13 protein-coding genes and 1 tRNA gene are annotated in these 17,195 nt (G+C 33.9%); 1 reads left to right on the forward strand and 13 read right to left on the reverse strand.

Annotation, left to right across the window (positions count from 1 at the left end; translation table 11 throughout):
* Window positions 1-6 precede the first annotated feature (6 nt).
* Together Q0829_RS16625 and Q0829_RS16630 are read right to left on the reverse strand one after the other, a co-directional pair.
* Window positions 7-1,251 (reverse strand): hypothetical protein, encoded by a 1,245-nt coding sequence (locus Q0829_RS16625; protein ID WP_298545227.1) that lies wholly within the window; start codon window positions 1,249-1,251, stop codon window positions 7-9.
* Window positions 1,248-1,979, reverse strand: a complete 732-nt coding sequence (locus tag Q0829_RS16630) for a type III pantothenate kinase (protein ID WP_298545228.1) — start codon at window positions 1,977-1,979, stop codon at window positions 1,248-1,250. Before Q0829_RS16630 ends, Q0829_RS16625 begins: the two co-directional genes overlap by 4 nt.
* A 187-nt stretch (window positions 1,980-2,166) precedes the next feature.
* Here Q0829_RS16630 and Q0829_RS16635 point away from each other — a divergent pair.
* Window positions 2,167-2,239: transfer RNA gene (locus tag Q0829_RS16635), tRNA-Phe, on the forward strand.
* 120 nt (window positions 2,240-2,359) lie between these two features.
* Here the strand turns inward: Q0829_RS16635 and cobN are convergent.
* The 11 genes from cobN to bluB all read right to left on the reverse strand — a co-directional run bounded on the left by cobN (window position 2,360) and on the right by bluB (window position 17,194).
* Window positions 2,360-6,106 carry a cobaltochelatase subunit CobN gene (gene cobN, locus Q0829_RS16640; RefSeq protein WP_298545231.1) on the reverse strand — a complete coding sequence of 1,249 codons (3,747 nt, stop codon included), beginning with the start codon at window positions 6,104-6,106 and terminating at the stop codon, window positions 2,360-2,362.
* A gap of 18 nt (window positions 6,107-6,124) precedes the next feature.
* On the reverse strand, window positions 6,125-7,204 hold the full coding sequence (gene cobW, locus Q0829_RS16645) for a cobalamin biosynthesis protein CobW (protein ID WP_298545233.1): 1,080 nt from the start codon (window positions 7,202-7,204) through the stop codon (window positions 6,125-6,127).
* Between the two features lie 178 nt (window positions 7,205-7,382).
* A complete protein-coding gene (locus Q0829_RS16650) occupies window positions 7,383-7,967 on the reverse strand; it encodes a cob(I)yrinic acid a,c-diamide adenosyltransferase (RefSeq protein ID WP_298545235.1) in 585 nt (194 codons plus the stop codon).
* Between the two features lie 3 nt (window positions 7,968-7,970).
* A complete protein-coding gene (locus Q0829_RS16655) occupies window positions 7,971-9,281 on the reverse strand; it encodes a cobyrinate a,c-diamide synthase (RefSeq protein ID WP_298545237.1) in 1,311 nt (436 codons plus the stop codon).
* A complete protein-coding gene (locus Q0829_RS16660) occupies window positions 9,278-10,948 on the reverse strand; it encodes an AAA family ATPase (protein WP_298545239.1) in 1,671 nt (556 codons plus the stop codon). Before Q0829_RS16660 ends, Q0829_RS16655 begins: the two co-directional genes overlap by 4 nt.
* Entirely contained in the window at window positions 10,945-11,661 is a 717-nt protein-coding gene (locus tag Q0829_RS16665; protein ID WP_298545241.1) for a hypothetical protein, read from the reverse strand. The genes Q0829_RS16660 and Q0829_RS16665 overlap by 4 nt, the downstream gene beginning before the upstream one ends.
* Window positions 11,658-12,743, reverse strand: coding sequence for a cobalt-precorrin-5B (C(1))-methyltransferase CbiD (cbiD, locus tag Q0829_RS16670; protein ID WP_298545243.1), 1,086 nt, complete (start codon window positions 12,741-12,743; stop codon window positions 11,658-11,660). The genes Q0829_RS16665 and cbiD overlap by 4 nt, the downstream gene beginning before the upstream one ends.
* Window positions 12,740-13,495 carry a precorrin-6A/cobalt-precorrin-6A reductase gene (locus tag Q0829_RS16675; RefSeq protein ID WP_298545246.1) on the reverse strand — a complete coding sequence of 252 codons (756 nt, stop codon included), beginning with the start codon at window positions 13,493-13,495 and terminating at the stop codon, window positions 12,740-12,742. The genes cbiD and Q0829_RS16675 overlap by 4 nt, the downstream gene beginning before the upstream one ends.
* A 15-nt stretch (window positions 13,496-13,510) precedes the next feature.
* Window positions 13,511-15,352 (reverse strand): precorrin-4 C(11)-methyltransferase, encoded by a 1,842-nt coding sequence (gene cobM, locus Q0829_RS16680; RefSeq protein ID WP_298545248.1) that lies wholly within the window; start codon window positions 15,350-15,352, stop codon window positions 13,511-13,513.
* 3 nt (window positions 15,353-15,355) lie between these two features.
* Window positions 15,356-16,552 (reverse strand): precorrin-6y C5,15-methyltransferase (decarboxylating) subunit CbiE, encoded by a 1,197-nt coding sequence (gene cbiE / locus Q0829_RS16685; RefSeq protein ID WP_298545250.1) that lies wholly within the window; start codon window positions 16,550-16,552, stop codon window positions 15,356-15,358.
* Window positions 16,553-17,194 (reverse strand): 5,6-dimethylbenzimidazole synthase, encoded by a 642-nt coding sequence (gene bluB, locus Q0829_RS16690; protein WP_298545252.1) that lies wholly within the window; start codon window positions 17,192-17,194, stop codon window positions 16,553-16,555.
* Window position 17,195: the final 1 nt, after the last annotated feature.

A 17,195-nucleotide genomic window follows, 5' to 3' on the forward strand; every position in this document is an offset into this window, starting at 1 on the left:
TTGTAGTTAATTAAATTTCACTTTTCTAAACCATCTATCATTTAAAGATAGACCTAATGATATATTAAAAAATTCTTCTTTTACTAAACCTGCATCTGTTGTTCCTCTTGTACCGAACTCAAAACCTATATTAGCATTAGAAAATAATCTGCCGACTGGTAACCCTACTCCAAAAGATATGCCAAACTCATTAATAGCTTGCCCATTAATATTTAAACCTGTCTCTTCATACCTTACTCCTCCTCTATATACAATCCTACTAAGATAGCTGGTAAGCGAATTATATTTAGGGATATAATATCCTCCTAATTTTACTTTTGACGCATTCTCAAATACTGCATTATCAGCAGCAAATGACCTATTCTCAAAACTATTTGCATTAAGATAGATATACTCCGCCCCAATGAACCATTTTTTTGGCTCTCCAATTCCTGCTCCAACTTTTAACTCAGCCGGAAGGTCTAGTTTCTGATCTTCAGTATTTTCTTCTGTCCTACTATTAACAATTTCCGCCCCATTCGGCAATATAGTAACCGTAGCTAATTCTACGGAGTTTTCAGAATTTAAATTAAATGAAGGAGTCGATACAAGTGACGTAGTCAACTTCAATTTTTCTGAAATCATCTTATTATATGCAATACCAAACGACAGACTTACACCTGATAGATCAGAATTATCAATTCTTCTACTTTCAAATTCTAAATCGGTTCGTCTGATAGACTTGTTCTCTATATTACCAAAGTTATAATTAATATCCAAACCTACACTTAAATTCTCGTTAACTTTGAACCCTGCTGCAACGAATACCTTATTTAACCCTCCTGTTCCAAAGAACTGATTTTCAGAACCATCACTATTAAAAGAGTTTGTCTGATACCCAACAGAACTGATCGGAATAACTCCAAAACCAAAACCGAATTTACCTGCAGGAATACCAATAGCTAGGTAATCCAATGATGCATTATCTTTATAAGAATCATCTCCTGCTGCATTGTCAAGATTCAATCCGTTATAATTCGCACCTAATGTATACGTTGTTAATGCCAATTCTCCATATGATGCGGGGTTTTGAAGATTTAAGTGAATACTATCCGTAAGTATACCTAATCCCCCCATCGACCTATTTTCTACTGTTCCTTTAAACTTCTGCAATCCTATCCCAAAAAAAGAATAGGGTGAAGAGGTACCTTCCTGAGCATACGATACGCTGGTAACTATTACCAGAATTACTACTAAAATCTTCTTTATCATTGACTATTATTAAAAGCTAAAATGTAATTTAGTCCCTCCAATAAAAAATTAGAGGTGGCAAATATGCTATTTTTTAATCTTTTAGACAAAAAATGTGCATCTCCTCCGGTTAAAATAACTGTTAAATTGGGGTAAGTGTTGCAATATTCGGTAATTGCTCCTTCAATTTCGTACAAAACACCGTTCACAACTCCAGAATGTATGGCTTCATTTGTAGTATCTCCAATATGGTTTTTTGGAGATTCAAGGTCTAATAGTGGTAGTTTTGAAGTAAAACTATTTAAACTTGCATATCTTAATCTGAGACCAGGCGCAATGGCTCCACCTAAATATTCTTCTTTTTTATTTTTAAAATCATAAGTAATGCACGTTCCTGCATCTATTATTAACGTATCCTTTGCAGGAAACTGATGAACAGATGCAGCTACTAAAGCTAATCTATCTACACCGAGCGTTGTTGGTGTAGCATATAAGTTTTTAAAAGGCATCTGTATGGTATGATCTAGAACAATTGTGTGAAACAGGTTTTTCAAAAAATCTACTTCCTCTTCTTTAATGTTGGACACCGAAGAAAGCAGTGCACGATTAAGTAAAGGGTAGTCTCGATTAATTTTCTGAATCACTTTCAGAAAACTTTCAGGTTTCAAAGTTTCTTTATAAATCATTGAAGATTTATCAAAGACGCCTATCTTAATCGAAGTATTACCAACATCAATAACCAGATTCATTTACTAGTATTTACTATTTTAAGAGGGCAGATAAAAATTTGCGATACTGACCTATTAATTATAACCTCACAATTACAGTAGGTTACGTACTTTTATTTATGAGGTTGCAAAAGTACAAAACGATTTTTTTAAATTTTTCTTTTGAGTATTAAAAAAAGCGTTCTATATTTGCATCCGCTTACAGCAAGGTGCCTTAGCTCAGTTGGTAGAGCAAAGGACTGAAAATCCTTGTGTCCCTGGTTCGATTCCTGGAGGCACCACCTTAAAAGCCCAAACAAATTGTTTGGGCTTTTTTAATGCGTAAAAAAATGATTTTCAATTATTTGACTTTTAATAAAGTTCAATTACTAACTACATTTTTTACTTTTTTTCATTGAATTTTATTCTGTAATGGCATCCGAATTTTTATAGATTTCTTTTAATTGATCTATAGTTTCTTCTGAAGGATTCTCCCACATACCTCGTTGAATAGCTTCTAACATACGCTCTGACATATCTTTTAATGCCCAAGGATTATGTACTGATATAAAAGATTTGTTTTGCTCATCAAACAAATACTTATCTGTAATTTGTTCGTACATAAAATCTTCTATCAAGTTGGTAGTGGCATCATAGGCAAAAAGATAATCCATAGTAGCTGCCATTTCGAAAGCACCTTTGTAACCATGTTCTTGCATACCTTGCATCCATTTAGGATTTACGACTCTTGAGCGAAATACTTTTAGCAACTCTTCTTTTAATGATTTTACCTTCGGGTTTTCAGGTCTTGAATGGTCTCCAAAATAAGTTTCTGGCTGACTTCCTTTTACCGTATAAACAGCAGCTGTCATTCCACCTTGAAATTGGTAATAATCATCAGAATCTAAAATATCGTGTTCTCTATTATCCTGATTTTGCATCACCACTTCAATAGAAGATAATCGCCTTTTAAAGGTTTCGTGTGCAGATTTTCCACTATTATTTTTTCCGTAATACGCATAACCACTCCAATTGATGTATGCTTGCGCTAAATCATCTGAGGTTGTCCAGTTTTTTCCGTCAATTAACCCTTGCAATCCAGCGCCATACGCACCTGGTTTTGAACCGAACACACGATACAAAGCTCTTTCATTAGCCTGCTTTTCATCTAAACCTTCTTTTTGCCATTGTTGTTTTTCCTCCTCAAAACGTTTTTTTATAGGGTTTTGTTCATCAGTTTCATCTAAAGAAGCTACTTTTTCAACAGCGGAATTAAATAAGGAGATTAAATCTGGAAAAGCATCCCTAAAAAAACCAGAAACACGTAACATGACATCTACTCTGGGTCGTTTCAATTCTAGGGTAGAAAGTACTATAAAATCTTTAACTCTTCGATTGCTTCCTTGCCAAATTGGTTTTACACCAATTAATGCCAAAGCTTGAGCAATATCATCACCACTAGTACGCATTGTAGAAGTCCCCCAAACAGATAAACCAATAGAAGTAGGGTATTCTCCATTTTCTTGCAAATAGCGGTCAATTATATTCTGAGCACTCTTTGTCCCTAATTCATAAGCAGCTTCAGAAGGAACAGTACGAACATCTACAGAATAAAAATTTCTTCCTGTAGGCAAAATATCTAAACGTCCTCGCGTTGGAGCACCGGATCCACCAGCAGGAATATACTCCCCATTTAACCCTTTGATCAAATGGTTTATTTCGTTGCTTGTTTTGTGTAAAACAGGCAATGTATGTTGTTGTATATAGGCTAATATTTCTTGTGTATATTCACCTATGTTTTCATTTTGATTATTACTTAATAATTGACTAACAATGTTTTTAGCTTTGTTCTCCAAAAGCTCTACTGCTTGCCCATATGTACGACATGAAATACCCAAAATTTCTTTTTCAAAAAGATCTGAATAAGAAACATCTATCGGATCAAAATTCAGTTGCAAATCCTCTGCTAAACATTGTGTAATTCCTTTTAAATTACCTTGTGGCAATCGATGTAAAGCAACAATTAAATCCACTAATTTTTCTTGCTTAGGTAATTTTCCTAAAATATGTAATCCACCTCTAATTTGAGATTCCTTGAGTTCACATAAATATCCATCAATAACTTCTAATAAAGCATCGATGTCTTTTCCGTCTTGATTTAAATCACTTTTAAGATGGGTTTCATTAACTATTGTTTCTATTTTGGTTTTAATCAGTGAAGCTCTTTTTTTATCTACTAAAGCTGATTCATAAAACTCATCAATTAAAAGTTCTAATTTTAGCAAGTCACCATAATTTTCTGCGCGTGTCATTGGCGGTATCAAATGATCCAATATAATCGCTTGATTTCTTCTTTTTGCCTGCGTTCCTTCTCCAGGATCATTAATAATAAAAGGATAAAAGTGAGGAATCGCTCCCAGAATAGCTGCAGGAAAACAGGTTTCTTTACTTAAGGCTACACTTTTTCCTGGTAACCATTCTAAGTTTCCATGTTTACCAATATGCACTAAAGCATCCGCTTTAAAATCATGTTGTAACCAAAAATAATAGGCTAAATATGCCGGCGGTGGCGGTAAATCTGGTGAATGATAACAGGCTTGTAAGTCTAGATTATAACCTCTACTTGGTTGAATACTTACCAATACGTTTTCAGAAATAAATCCTGGAATTAAAAAATATCCTTTTTGATAATTAGGAGATTCATTTGGATTTCCCCATTGTGCTTCTATAGTATCTCGAAGTGTTTTTGATAGTTGATTATAATATTGATAAAAAACAACTTCTTCTAATTTTATAGCATGGCGCTCATTTAACGTATTAATCGTCTCTAAACTATTGGTAACCGAGTTCGTTAATTTATCTATTAACTCTTTGGTTGTTTTAGGAAAATCAGGTGCTAACGTATAGTTTTCACGAGCCAATTGCGCTAAAATTTGTAAGGTGCTTTGTGGAGTATCTAACCCCACACCATTAGCCAAACGGCTATTATTATTAGGATAATTAGGTAAAACTAATGCAATTCTTTTCTCTGCATTTGTCTTTTGTTGCAAATTTATCCAAGCTTTGGCCATTTCGGCAACAAACTGGCAACCCTCTACATTAGGCACATAAGAAACTATTTCAGAATCTGTAAGTGTATCCTTTTCTTTGGATTCTTTAAACGAAATGACTTTCGATATAATTTTACCATCCACTTCTGGCAAAGCTATATTCATTGCGATATCGGTAGGTGGTAGTCCAAAATTTCCTTCGAGCCAACTTTCGCGATTACAGCTTCCCATAATAGCTTGAATAATGGGTACGTTAAACACATCAAACAAACTTTGCGTAGTGTCATGAAAACCTTGCACACTAAAACCTGTAGTATTAATAATAATTTGAGGTTTTTCTGTTTGATGCATTTTTAGCAAATCAAATATTTGTTGCTTAATATCGTGTTCACGATAGCCAGCGGACATTAAAACAACGGTTGAAATATCTTGTGATTCTAAAGCATCAATAATATTATGAATAGGTGCTAAATTATTGGATAGATAATAACTGCGATACCCAAAAATAATGGCTTGCTTTTTTGTTGCTGGTAGTGTTTGTGTATTGTAAATTCCTGCTGCAGGGTGATATAAAAATAAATCAGGAATGGTTCTAATAGCATTAGGTATTACTGTAGCATCTGTAATTCTATTGCTAATTAATTGTAAAGCAGCTTGGCAATTTTCAATACCACCAGCTTGTATGTACTTCCATATTAAATCTACATCTTTTAACGGAATATTAGAAGATTGCATCAATTCTAAATCCGGTTTATTATCACCAGGTAAAAACAATAATTGAATATCGTTTTCTTCGCAACATTCGGTAACCGCTTCACATAAATAATTATAATAGGCTTTTCCTCCTAACAATTTTAACACCACAATTTTTGCTGATGAAATAACCTCATCAATATAGTTGTCAATAGTTAATTCTTGTTTAAAATAACTAAGGTTTGCAAACCGAAATGAAGGTGCATTTTCTACTGCGTTATGAATTAATTTATAAGCATTATGCATCATAAACAAATCAGAATCTGCTGAAGACAAAAAAACAATATCTCCAGGAGATTGGTCTATATAAAATACACCTTCATCATTAGGATTCCAACCGCCCGGTATAGTAGAAATTAAATGCACTTTTTTAAGAATGTTAAATTATAAATGAGAATGTCCGTGCTCATGATCATGGTGGTGATGACTATGCGCATGGGTGTTGATTTCGTTATTTTCGGTAAGTTCTATATTTTTACCAATAACCACTAAACTTGTTTTACGAGCTTCATTAGCTCCCCACGGTCTTTCGAAATAATAATCAAAACGTGCGCCTACACCTTGTAACACCATACGCATTGATTTGTTAGGAATATTTACAAAACCTTTAATTCTATAAATTTCGTGTTGCGCTACTAATGCTTTTAAATCTTTTACGAGGTTTTTAATATCTGTAGTTTCAGCATATTCTAATAAAACCGTTTTAACGTCATCATTATGATGGTGATGGTTTCCGTGTTTATGATGCTCTTCGTGAATAGAATGACGGTTATCTACATCATCTTCTGCAGAAGCTCCAATACCCAATAAAATAGCATTGTCTAATTCTCCTTTTACAACAGGAACAATTTTAGTATTTGGTCTTGCCTTCTCAGTTACTATTTTAGTAATGGTTGAAAAATTTTCATCATCAACCAAATCTCTTTTACTTACCAAAACTAAATCAGCACACGATAATTGGTCCAAAAACAATTCTTCAATAGGTGTTTCGTGGTCTAACGTGTCATCCGCTAAGCGTTGCGCTTGCACACGCTCTCTATCACAAATTTCTCCTGTAGCAATTCCTACCGCATCGACCACAGTAATTACAGAATCTATCGTAATATGAGGTTTTAAATCTGGCCAGTTCACGGCTTTTACTAAAGGTTTTGGCATAGACAAACCTGAGGTCTCTATCACAATATGGTCAATTTCTTCTTTGCGTTCTAACAGTTGTAGCATAGACGGTAAAAACTCTTCTTGTACGGTACAACAAATACATCCGTTAGGTAATTGTACTAAGTTGCAATCCTCATCGCCACATTCTGATGAAGCTATCAATTGTCCATCTACATCTACTTCTCCAAATTCATTTACCAAAACAGCAATGCGTTTTCCGTTGGCATTCTTTAACATGTTATGTACTAAGGTCGTTTTTCCTACGCCTAAAAATCCGGTAACTATTGTAATTGGTATTTTATTCATTTCTTTAAATTCTATTGTATTAATACTGAATTATTTTTTTATAGCTGTTATCATAATAACACTGAACATCCCTCTAAATCTCCCTTCAAAGGGAGACTTATTAGCTCCCTTCCTTCGAAGGAAGGGTTGGGGAAGGATGTTTTTTAATTGTTTATAGCTTTTTACACTAAACTTCATCTTAACTTTTCTTCTTCTTTCTTTTATATAAAAACAAGTTCCACTTTTCTTCGGCAACACCGTGTTTGTCCATTTCTGCTCTTGCCATTGTGAAAAACAAATCAGACATTCTGTTTACATAACTCATAATGTAATCGTGCACACAGTCAGGATCTTCTTGCATTAGGGTAACCAACGTTCTTTCTCCTCGTCGTATTTGTGTTCTACAAACATGACAAAGTGCAGAGATTTCGTTACCTCCTGGTAATAAAAAATAATCCGATGGCGAACTGATACTATCTTCCATTTGGTCTAACCACTGCTCACAAAATTCAGCGCCATCTTTAGGTTCTGGATTAGGATTTTCTTTTTTAGAATCTGATGGACGTGCCAAATGCGACATCATATTCATCATATCTTTTTGAATACGATGTAAATTAGGTTGCCATTCGTGATCATTTCCTAATTTAGCTCGCAGTAATCCAATGGTAGAATTTACCTCATCCAAGGTTCCGATACATTCAATTCGTGCGGAATTTTTATAGGTTCTTTTTCCTCCAAAAACCCCAGTAGTTCCTTTGTCTCCTTTTCTTGTGTAAATCTTCATGCGTTACTTATTTATTTCATTAATCAATTGTAAAAGTATTCCTGATGTACCAAAATAGTGATGTACATAAGAACCCATTACTTTATTTTTTTTATGAATTTTGGTATTGGTTTCGCCATCTCTAGCGTTTAAAATCGTGGCAGGTATACCCGTTTCATTATCATGTATTAAACTAGAATAATGAAACTCATGTCCTTTAAAAGTATGACCATTAATTTTGGAAACACGATACCCTAAATGCAATTTTTTATTAGCTATTGTCGATTCAAAATCAAAATAATTAACCATTTTAAAGGCTTCATTATCTTCAGATATAATGGCCTTTCCTAAGTACATCATGCCTCCACATTCCGCATAAATCTGCCCATTATTTTGAGCAAATTCTTTAATATTAAGAAGCATTTCTGTGTTATTAGACAGCTCTTTTAAATAAGATTCTGGATAGCCACCTGGTACATAGACAAAATCACAATCAGGAAGCATAGCATCGTTTAAAGGACTAAAATACGTTACTTCACCTAAGGCTTGCATTGCCGCTATATTCTGAGGATATATAAAATTAAAAGCTTCGTCTTTAGCTACTGCAAATTTTATGTTATTGTTTGTTGTTAATTTCTTTTCTGAAATAACTCTTGGTTTCACTTCTTTTGAAGCTTCTAAAATCGCTTTCCAATCAACTGTTTTATCCAATTCAGTAGCAATTCGGTCAATAACACTATCAAATTTTTCAATGTCGCGTATGTTTAATCCTAAATGCCTTGAAGGAATTTCAATATTTTTTAAATTCGATACATACCCAAAGCATTTTACGTTGATGTCTTCGCAAGCTTCTTTAAGCATTGTATAATGTCTTTCGGAGCCTACTCGATTAAAAACAACTCCCATGATTTTCACCTCCTTATCAAAATTTACAAAACCTTGAATCAACGGAGCCACAGAATAAGCAACTGCTTTTGCATCGACTACTAATAAAACAGGTATTTGTAGTTTTTTTGACATTTCGGCGGTGCTACCTTTGTCTTTTTTTGCGCCATCAAACAATCCCATAACGCCTTCTATGCAATTAATTTCAGCATGCTGGCCATAGAAATTTAAACTAGTGTTGATTTCATTTTGATCCATCATAAATAGATCTAAATTGACACCTACTTTTCCGCTAGCTAATTCATGAAATTTTGGATCAATATAATCCGGACCAACTTTAAAAGGCTGTACAGCTATGTCCTTCTGTTTAAACAACCGTAATAATCCTAAAGTAACAGTGGTTTTGCCTGCATTACTGCTTGGAGCAGCTATGATAAATTGCTTACTCATCTTTTGATAGGTGTTGGAGTTTCAGAAACTGTTGCTCTCATTAAAATTTCATAATTAGCTTGAATACGATTTGCAAATTCTTGAGCAACTCCAATTTTTACCACCCCTTTTTCTGCATCAATTATTTGAGTGGTATGTATTCCTTTGCAATACGTCTGAAAAGCGAGTACTATATCTTCTAAAGTATGTTCCGCATTTAATTTCCCATCTGTAATAATATGAAGGTGGTGATGAAACGCTATATCCGAACAAATTCCTTTTATTTTTTTAAATCCGGCAGCTAAATTAGTCTTCCCTCCAGTTTTAAGATTTGTTAATGCCGTTTCAATTTCTTTTAAAACTCCTGTTTGATTTAAAATATGTTGCGCTTCTCCATCAAATAAAGAAACCACAGAGAATTGCGTATGTTGTTTTTTTGATTGTTCTGCAATTTTATGTACAGCGCCTTTAGCATATGTTATAATTTCATCTTTCATCATAGAGCCACTAGAATCTATCAAAAAGATATGATGCTGCTTCAAAAGGTTGCTCTTCCGTTTGGTTTTTAATTCAAATTTATCTGTTGCTATATATTGACTTACGGTCTTTTTTGTGTCGGTAGTAGTAATATTTCCTTTGTTATTGTGAATTGAATTCGCTCCGTTATCAATTGTATTTGTAGTTACTTCTTTTGGCTTATTAAATTCATTTTGTGGAATTAGAATATGTATCTTTTCTTCTTTTGAAGTATTTCCATCAACAGGAGATTCTTTTGGTTGCTCATTTTCGTTTTGAGATGGATTTTGTTGATTTGGATTTTGATGTAAACTTCTATGATTCAATACAAAATCGGCAATTTTATCTACGGCTTCTGTAGTTACTTCTGATTGATTCAAATAAGAGGCATAAGCTCTAGCCGATTTCAGTAATAAAATATCTGCACGCAAACCTTCTACTTGATGCTGAACAGCTAATACACTACAATATTCTATAATTGAATCACTTATTTTTATGGATTTTAAATTCTTTTTAGCTCTTTCTATTTGTATCGCGATGTCTTCATCTTTATTTTTATAATTAGCGACAAACTCTATAGGGTTATCATCAAACTCGAAACGTTGTTTTATGATTTGCTGACGTACTTTAGGATCTGTAGGTGTTGTTATACGAACACTTAATCCAAAACGATCTTTTAATTGAGGCCTTAAATTTCCTTCTTCAGGATTCATAGAGCCGACCAAACAAAACTGACTTTTAAAATAACGAGAGATGCCTTCGCGCTCCACATAATAACTACCAGAAGCAGCTGCATCTAATAAAATATCTGTAAGGTAATCTTGTAGTAAGTTCACCTCATCCACATACAAAACACCTTGGTGTGCTTGTGCCATTAAACCTAAGTTAACAACTTCTTTCTTAGCATTAATCAATTGTTCTAAATCAATGCTTCCAATAAGTCTATCTTCAGAAACACCTATAGGTAAATTAATAAAAGGAAAAGATTGTTGAGTACTCATTAGATTTGTTAGCGATCTAATGAGTGTAGTTTTTCCGGTTCCTTTATCACCAATAGCTAATACTCCTCCAATAAGAGGATCAACCAAATTTAATATAAGTGCTAGCTTAAAATCATCTTGGCCAACAATAGCTGAAAAAGGAAAATTGATTTGTTTTTCGTCTTGTATCATAATACCATACTATTATTATAGATCCATATCAATCCTATAACTATCGAAGCTACTCCTGCAAGACCATTCATCCACTTGAAAATTGCTAGATTACGTTCTAAAAAACGACTCATCACAACAATCAAAACATAACTATATACCGCCATTGCTACAATAATTCCTAAAGATTCTACAGCTAGTATAAAAAGAGCATCAGTTATAGTTGCGCTACTTAAAACTAGTGCAGATGTTAATGCCCCTCCTGTGCCTGCCAACCCATGCAACATGCCAATCCAAAAAGATTTATTCATTGGATTTACAGCAATTTCTTCTCCTTGGGTTCCGTGTAAATGAATTGGATTCGAAAGTTCATGTTCGTGAGGTTCAATTTTTTTATGAACTTTTACCATTTCATTAATAGCATGATTCCTTCTGATTGCAACTATCCCTAACCAAATCATAATTGGACCAACAGCTAATTCTGCATAAAAAGAAATATCATTTATTACTAAAGAAGTTATACTCTTAAAAAATAATGCAACTCCTCCAAACAGTAACAAGGTTACGGAATGACCAAATGCCCATTGAGAAGCTTTGAATACCGATTTAAAGCTTACCTTTTTTTTATTAATGGCATTCTCCGTAGCTAGCACAGAAACCGCTGTTACATGATCTGGCTCAAAAGAGTGTAAAATTCCCGCCATCAAAGGTCTAATCAAAGAAGTAAAAGTCATTTTTTATTATATTTAATAAATGTTCCGTTTTTATGAATAAGGTAAATATCGAGTATCACCTGTTTAATTTTCACATGCGTATGTTGATAACAATGTTTTAATAGCAACTGAAAAAAAGGAGCGTCTTGCTCAAAATCAAATAATTCAATCAACCTTCCAGCCATATTTAAAGATTTGATTTTATCTACATCCTTATAACCAACTTTTTGGGCTAACTCCACTACAAAATCTTTGTTCCAACTAGAAACACAACTATGGGTATCGGTAACTCCACCAGCTAGTTTTACAGCCTTGCCTAGCATAATCCCAATACTTACCTTTTCTATTGGTGATTGATTAATTTTATTGAGAGTTTCTCCTATCCAATTACCATAATGAATAAAAGCTTGCTCTGGTAAATGATTAAATTTTTTTGACAGGAACTTTTCGCTTCTGGCACCAGAATTAATAACCAACTCTGTTACCTTATTTGCCACTGCAACATCAATTCCTTGCTCTATACTTGCTATATAAGATGAAGCGGAATAGGGTTTTACAATTCCGGTGGTTCCTAAAATAGAAATCCCATTCATGATACCAACCCGCTCATTAAGGGTTCGTTTGGCTAATTTTTTTCCATCAGTAACATACACAGTAACCGATACACCGCACTCTAAATCGTAATCGTGTAATAATTTTTGAAGAGCGCTCGTTATCATTTTTCTTGGAACAGGGTTGATAGCAGGTTCTCCAATAGCAAGTTCTAAACCTTTCAGTGTAACCGTGCCAACACCTTCTCCTGCAATAAACTGAATACCTTTTTCTTGCGTTAATTTTAGCATACAACCTATCTCTGCCCCATTGGTAACATCAGGATCATCTCCCGCATCTTTAATTACTGAGCAATTGGATGTACTTTCTGTAAACTCGCAATGGTGAATAGGTATTTCGAGTATTTTATCTATAGGTAAGTATACGTTAACAGCTTTATTTTTTTTCTGATGAATAATAGCCTTCAAACCTGATTTAGCAGCAGCAGTAGCACAAGTACCAGTGGTAAATCCATCTCTTAAAGGTCCTTTTGGAATTTTTCTCAAACTCATACCACAATCGTTTTAGATATTAATAATTCCAACTCTTCAGTAGTATATACCACCTTAAAATATATTGGTATTTTTGGTTGCTTGATAATAATGATTTGCACATCTGTTTTTAAAGCCGCTTCAATTTTTGTGCTTAAAAACCCACTATTTCCTGTTTCTTTAGTTAAAACAACATCGATCTGATGCGTTTTAATCACCTCAATTTCTTTTTTCAAATTGGAAGATGGCAATCCTAAAATCAATTGTTCTTTAGGGAAATCACTTTCTTCCGCAATCGCTAGTGATTCTGGTCTGTTTAATATTCTGAAATACGTAGTGTTTTTTTGCCACCAAGGTGCTAATCTTTTAATCGATTGTACTCCGGTTAAGGCTAATACCCTTTGATTTTCTTTTAATAAGGCTACACCTTCATCATATGTATTGACATAAGACACTAATGAATGTGCTGTTTTTTGAAGTAATTGTCGCCCAAATCGTATAACAGGAATTTGTAAACATTCTGCCACTTTAGCTATAGTATCGTGCAATAGTTCTGCAAATGGATGAGAAGCATTTACAATCATTTCTATATCATTCTTAATGATGTATTTTTCTAATTGTTGCTCATCTAACGCACCGTATCTGTAACTAGCAATCTTAGTTGTTTTAAAAGGGATATTTGTTTTTGTAGAATACACAAAAGGCAAGGCCATACTTTCTAATAAAGTGGCTGTTTTTTTACCTTCTGTTGTGCCTCCAAAAACTAATATCATTTTGCTTCTTATATATTATTCTGTAACTACAAATTTCTTATTGGTTCTAAAAATATGCTTCCATTCCGGACTGTATAATTGTGACCTGTTCTTACGTGCGCCAATGGCATGACCTACGACAATTAATACGGTTCTCGTTTTCTTGCTTTTCTTCACAATTTCTGCCAGGTTTTCTAATTTTCCCTGAAAAATTTCTTCATCCTTCCATGATATTCTATACATTACAGCTACAGGAGTATCTGCATCAAAATGTTCTAATAATTGTGCTTCTACTTTTTTAGCAATTCCAGCACTTAAAAAGATACACATAGTGGCATTCGTTGCTGCAAATGCCGAAATACTTTCTTTAGAAGGCATTGGTGTTTTGCCTTCACCACGCGTTAATACAATGGATTGTACGACTTCAGGAATCGTAAATTCTGATTTTAAAACTGCTGCTGCTGCGCTAAATGCAGAAATTCCTGGTACAATAAAATAATCCATCCCCAACTCGTCAAAAATGGTCATCTGTTCTTGGATAGCGCCATATAAAGAAGGGTCACCAGATTGTAAACGTACAATTGAATTTCCTTTTTTATAATGTTCTTGCATGATAGACACTTGCTCTTCTAAGGTCATCATTGCAGAATTTCTAACTACAGCACTTGATTTACACCAACTGGTCATTTCTTCGGGCACTAAACTACCTGCATATAATACACAATCGGCTTCTTCTAAATATTGTTTTCCTTTTACCGTTATTAATTCCTCATCTCCAGGTCCAGCACCAATAATAGCAATAGCAGTGCTACGTTCGACTTTAGTATCTAATGCTACAGAAAATGTAAACTTCTCACCGTTATCTAAATGGATTTTCTGCTTTTCAATTACTACATTTTTATTTCCAGAAAGTAACATTGCTGTAGATTCTGAAACACCCTGTACACCAATTTTAGATCGCACTACTTCACTTGGATTAGGTACTGTAATCGTATTTATTTCATCTGCCGTAAATGTGCTAAAAGGAATCTTGTTATTGTTACTGAAGTCCAAATACGCTTGTTGTCCTGCTTTGATATCAATGGAACCAAAGTTTTTAATGGCTTCAACCTGAATGTTTCTACGTTGTAATTCTTCTTTCAAAGTAGTATCAAACATCCTTGAATCTAACTCTTTAGAACATCCTGAACCTATGGAGAGTACTTTCGGAATAAAAAACAAACTTGGAATTATTGATTCATACACTTTGTAACTTACAACTATCAATAATTCAAACTGTGCGTAATCAATATCTGCTTCACTATAAAAAACAGTGACAAAATTGGGCAGTGTTTTTTCTAAATGCTGAGTACCTTTATCTTTAATATCTAACAATAAAGCCGTGGGCTTATTATTTACAAAAAGCGCCATCGTTTTGTTCATAGACAATGAACTTTTCACTTGCCAATCAAATTGAGTACCTAGCGTATCTAATGCCCAAATGTTTTGTACATCACTCGAAGTAGATATAATAGGTTTTGCTCCTAGAACTGCTGCAATTTTCGAAGTAAAATCATTTGCACCACCTTTATGACCACTCAATACTGATTGTACATTTAATCCTAAATCGTCTACAGAGACTACCGCAGGGTCTGTATTTTTATCCTGAATATATGGAGCAATTAGTCGTACACAAATACCTAAGGCAGCAACAAAACAAATACCATCTAATTTTACAAAATTATCTTTCAAATAATCAGAAATAGAGTTAATGGTAGACACGTTTCCATTAGTTGATGATAAGGTAGTTATAACCACCGATTTTGGAAATTCTTTTTGAATAACAAGGGCTTTTTCAAGGCCTTTTTCAGTAACTGCTATGACGGCTATTTTTTTCATGTATTATTTTTCTGCTGTGTGAATGCTAATTGTATTGTGTTCGTTTAACTGTATGGTATTCGTGCTAATTGTATATTTTAATTTCGTAAGCGCTGAAATGAATATTTTACTGCTAGTTTCTCTTACGGCATTGGTTACAAAGCGAACCTCCGGATTTAATTGATGAACGATTTGGATTAATTCTTTTAAACGACCTCCGTGTCCACCAATAAAAACAACATCTGGTGTAGGAAAGTTTTTTAAGTTGAGGTTAAAGAAATCATCAATAACAATTTCAATACCTGGAGTTCCTATACGTTCTGTATTCTGTTGGATAATAGTCCTGCATTCAGCTCGTTTTTCGAAAGCTACTATCTTTACACGCGGAAACTGTTGTTTTGCTTCAATAGCTACAGAGCCCGTGCAAGAACCCATATCCCAAAAAACACTTTTACCTTGTAATGCTAATGCATTAATGGTACTTAAACGAATGGGCATTTTGGTAATCATATTCACTCGATTCTCTAAAGGAATAAAAGCAGCATCAGGAATACCAAACAGTTTTTCCTTAGATCTTATCCGTTTTAATAACACACAATTTAATCTATGATGCGTTTTGGTAGTACAAGTTGATACATCGAGTTCTTCAATATGTTCTGTATCACTGTCTAAAGATTCTCCTATAACAATAGAGTAATTGTCAAAACCATATTGCAACATCCGTTTCGCTATTACTGCTGGTGTTTTTTTATGATCTGTTAAAATACCAATCAATTCATTTCGGTTGATTAATGCTTCATCTAAAGCTGACCAATCTCTACCGTGAACAGATACTGCTATTAAGTTATTACAATTGGTTTGTGTTTTATGACACAATAACTGAATGCTATTGAAATAAGGAAATGCTTTTAGTTTTGCATTGGGTAATAAACGTTGTAACGTATTTCCGAAACCATAGAAAAAAGGGTCACCCGAAGCAAAGACAATAATAGCAACTTCAACCATTTTGTATTGTTCAATTAAAGCATCCATTTTTCCCGAAATCTCAATCCACCTATGATTTTTAGGTAAGTATGATTTCACCAATTCATAATGACGTTTTCCACCAGAAAAAACAGATGATTCTTTAATTAATTGTAGCACTTCGTTATTCCAAACAGGAGTAGGATGATTACTAATACCAATCAAATAATAATCAATATGTTCTGTGGTTTTTATCATTTATTGATAAGATTCTTTTATTACCACATCGCTTATGTTCTTGCGTTTTTCCCATTGTAAACGCTCTAATTCCGGATTTTCATAGAACTTATCTACGTGTCCTAAACATAAATAACCTATGAGTTGTCTATCCTCAGGAGCGTTTAAAATTGCTTTAATTTTGTTTGGGTCCAAAATACTTACCCAACCTAAACCAATGTCTAAAGCTCTAGCCATTAACCACATATTTTGAATGGCACAAACCACAGAATACACTCCTGCTTCCTTCATAGTCGTTTGTCCTAAAGTAGGATCGGTGCTTGGTTTATAGAAAACAGCAATGTTCAATGGAGATTCTATAATGCCTTCCAATTTTAATAGAGTATAGGCATCTGCCTTTTTTTCTTTAAAAAGTTCTTTTGCCTTTTCATTTTCTTCAAAAAAACTTTCTTTTATTTTAGTTCTAGTGACTACATCTTTAATAATAACAAACTCCCAAGGTTGCGAAAACCCAACCGAAGGTGCATTTACTCCTGCAAATAGAATCTTATCTAAATCTTTTTGAGAAACGGGTGTATCTATAAAACGGTTTCCTCTCACATCTCTACGTGCAAGAATTATCTTTTCTAGAGTTTCTATATGTTCTGAAGTAAATTTGCTCATC

The organism is uncultured Aquimarina sp. (assembly GCF_947492405.1).
GTDB lineage: Bacteria > Bacteroidota > Bacteroidia > Flavobacteriales > Flavobacteriaceae > Aquimarina.

Excerpts from the sequence above, each read along its gene's own strand:
- Q0829_RS16665 (WP_298545241.1), bottom strand. The coding sequence starts at position 11,661 with ATGACTTTTACTTCTTTGATTAGACCTTTGATGGCGGGAATTTTACAC.
- Q0829_RS16650 (WP_298545235.1), bottom strand. The coding sequence starts at position 7,967 with ATGAAGATTTACACAAGAAAAGGAGACAAAGGAACTACTGGGGTTTTT.
- cobW (WP_298545233.1), bottom strand. The coding sequence starts at position 7,204 with ATGAATAAAATACCAATTACAATAGTTACCGGATTTTTAGGCGTAGGA.
- Q0829_RS16630 (WP_298545228.1), bottom strand. The coding sequence starts at position 1,979 with ATGAATCTGGTTATTGATGTTGGTAATACTTCGATTAAGATAGGCGTC.
- cbiE (WP_298545250.1), bottom strand. The coding sequence starts at position 16,552 with ATGATAAAAACCACAGAACATATTGATTATTATTTGATTGGTATTAGT.
- Q0829_RS16655 (WP_298545237.1), bottom strand. The coding sequence starts at position 9,281 with ATGAGTAAGCAATTTATCATAGCTGCTCCAAGCAGTAATGCAGGCAAA.
- cobM (WP_298545248.1), bottom strand. The coding sequence starts at position 15,352 with ATGAAAAAAATAGCCGTCATAGCAGTTACTGAAAAAGGCCTTGAAAAA.
- Q0829_RS16675 (WP_298545246.1), bottom strand. The coding sequence starts at position 13,495 with ATGATATTAGTTTTTGGAGGCACAACAGAAGGTAAAAAAACAGCCACT.
- Q0829_RS16625 (WP_298545227.1), bottom strand. The coding sequence starts at position 1,251 with ATGATAAAGAAGATTTTAGTAGTAATTCTGGTAATAGTTACCAGCGTA.
- cbiD (WP_298545243.1), bottom strand. The coding sequence starts at position 12,743 with ATGAGTTTGAGAAAAATTCCAAAAGGACCTTTAAGAGATGGATTTACC.
- bluB (WP_298545252.1), bottom strand. The coding sequence starts at position 17,194 with ATGAGCAAATTTACTTCAGAACATATAGAAACTCTAGAAAAGATAATT.
- Q0829_RS16660 (WP_298545239.1), bottom strand. The coding sequence starts at position 10,948 with ATGATACAAGACGAAAAACAAATCAATTTTCCTTTTTCAGCTATTGTT.